At 47.9% G+C, this 2,443-nt stretch carries 3 protein-coding genes; 2 read left to right on the top strand and 1 reads right to left on the bottom strand.

Annotated features, from left to right (window positions below; all coding sequences use genetic code 11):
- A partial coding sequence (locus A3751_RS09955; protein WP_197466265.1) for a dienelactone hydrolase family protein occupies positions 1 to 383 on the bottom strand: 383 nt, incomplete at its 3' end.
- A 329-nt stretch (positions 384 to 712) separates the two neighbouring features.
- On the opposite strand from A3751_RS09955, the gene A3751_RS09950 reads away from it, so the two are divergent.
- Together A3751_RS09950 and A3751_RS09945 are read left to right on the top strand one after the other, a co-directional pair.
- Positions 713 to 1,720 carry a fasciclin domain-containing protein gene (locus A3751_RS09950; protein WP_082863167.1) on the top strand — a complete coding sequence of 336 codons (1,008 nt, stop codon included), beginning with the start codon at positions 713 to 715 and terminating at the stop codon, positions 1,718 to 1,720.
- A gap of 222 nt (positions 1,721 to 1,942) precedes the next feature.
- Positions 1,943 to 2,443 (top strand): phosphoribosyltransferase (locus A3751_RS09945; protein WP_068455175.1); only part of this gene is annotated, 501 nt, incomplete at its 3' end.

The following is a 2,443-nucleotide window of genomic DNA, read 5'->3' as shown; positions in this document are numbered from 1 at the left end:
GATCGCATTTTTTCCCGATCTTTATACAACGCGCCGGTATGCTGCTTTTTATCAACGACTTCTGTAGGCCTAACACCTTTGCCAAATAGGTCTGTAGCAAACACCGCGTAGCCGAGCTCGTGCAGCATCTCGCTTCGCTTGATTTCGTAATCAGTAAGCCCATCCCAATCATGGATTAAGTAAACGAGCGGTGCAGAGTCATCTTTTCCAGGCACATAATAGCCTTCGTAGATTTCGCCAACGGCTTCAAAATCGACATTCTTACCACTGTGTTTCATGCCATGACCGTCCGCGTGCGCAATCGCGCTTAGAGACAAACTCATTACTAAAACAGAAACGAGACGCGCCCCAAATGCGAGAATCTTAGTGTTCACGGTAACCATTTTAACTCTCCTGAATCGAATTTTTTGTGTATTGAACTCGTGTAATTCGAGCGAAAATCTGCCGCCCAAGAGGACAATTACGTCCCGCTAGCGCCTTTGGATTGGCCGTATAGCAAGCGAACCACCAATATAAATGAATTCCACTAAATTACGCACATTTCGTTAAATATCGTGACATTTCTGTGATCCGCATTATTCCAGCCCTGCGTAATCTTCCCCGAGCGCTCTGAAACACATTGTAAAACCGCGATCGACAAACGTCGGTTCCCAAATTATGGCCCTGCACCTTTTACAGAGGTGCTAAACGAAATTACAAAAGGAAACGAATCATGAGCCTTCTATCCGCTAAAGCAAAACTTAAACGTTGGGCACCTGCCCTCGTAATTGGTGCTATCCCGTTCATTACGGCATGCAGTGATAATGAAAACCCTGCACCAGCACAGAATATAGTTGAACTTGTCCAATCAAACGACGATTTCGACACCCTTGAGCAGCTTGTTGTCGATAATGGCCTAGCAGGCACCCTCGCCTCTGACGGTCCATTCACCGTGTTCGCTCCAACAGACGAAGCATTTGCCGCCGTTTCAAGCGTGCTTTCTACTCTCACTCCGGCGCAAGTGGTTGAAGTGCTTCAATACCATGTTCTGGCAGGTGAAGTTTTGGCGACAGCAGCAATCGACATCGCTGGCGGCTCTGGGGATAAAACCGTAGCAACGGTAAACGGTTCTGACAGCAAGATTGCGCTCTCGCTCTCCGGTTCAGATTTATACGTCAACACGTCTAGAGTGACGTCTCCAAACATACTCGCGACCAACGGAGTCGTTCATGTGATCGATAAAGTATTGATTCCACCGAGCCTCACTGAGGATCGTTCCAACGAATCGATTACCGTAGAAGCGATCGCGATTGCAAACCCCGATACGCAAACTCTTGAAGATGCCTACGTCGCAGTCGGCCTGACAGGTGCGCTCGCGGCAACCGGTCCTTTCACTGTATTTGCACCGAACAATTCAGCGTTTGCGGATCTTTTAGCTGCGCAAAATGCAACCGACCTAAACGATTTGGTCACGAAGCTTGGTGGAGCCGCTGCAGTTGCTGAGATCATTAAACAGCACGTAGTACCAGGAGCAGCGATCGATTCTTTAAGCGCTTATGCAGCGAACGGTGGACAAGTGGACACGCTACGAATGAACACGGCGCTTCCTGTGACGATCGAAGACGGTGTCTTAAAAGTGGCTGGTTCCTCAGTGATCGCGACCGACGTTTACGGTAGCAATGGTGTTATCCACATCATCGATACTGTGATTGCTTCGGGCACAATCGACACCACGCCATAAGGCTTCTCTCCGCTTAGTCGTAGAGCTAAGAATAAGTGTTGGGCCGGCTGTTTCAGCCGGCCTTTTTTATGCCCGCTCTATTTACACACAGAGAATACCCGCAGACCAACACCCGTAGACCATGCCCAACTTAGCAAGGGTTTACATTTTCGCGGTGAATTCAGCTGCGTTTTCGACTATAGTTCGCGCCAAATTTTTATTTGATACTTTTTGGTAGCGAGCATGAACAAAACCTACATCAGCGCACAGCAATTGCTGGAAGATTCCTTCAACTTAGCAATCCAAATCTACGAAAGCGGATTTCGTCCTGACTACATAGTTGGTGTTTGGCGCGGCGGCGCACCCGTAGGTATTGCGGTTCAAGAGATGTTTGATGTACTTGGTGTTCATTGTGACCACATCGCAATCCGAACATCTAGTTACACCGGTATTGGTGAGCGATCAAAGCAGGTAAAAGTGCATGGCCTAACCTACCTGATTAACCGAGTTGAAAGTGAACAGAATCTACTCATTGTTGACGACGTGCATGACAGCGGCCTAAGCATCCACCAGACGATTGTTGATCTCACAGAGCGCTGCAAGAAAAACACGCCAACCATCAAAGTGGCAACGCCGTACTACAAACCAAAAAACAACAAAACCCAGCGCGTACCAGATTACTTTTTATATGAAAGCGACGAATGGTTAGTCTTCCCGCACGAACTGGAAGGTTTAACTAAAGAA

Source organism: Oleiphilus sp. HI0080 (assembly GCF_001635135.1).
This window is presented reverse-complemented; position numbering and strand designations above follow the sequence as displayed.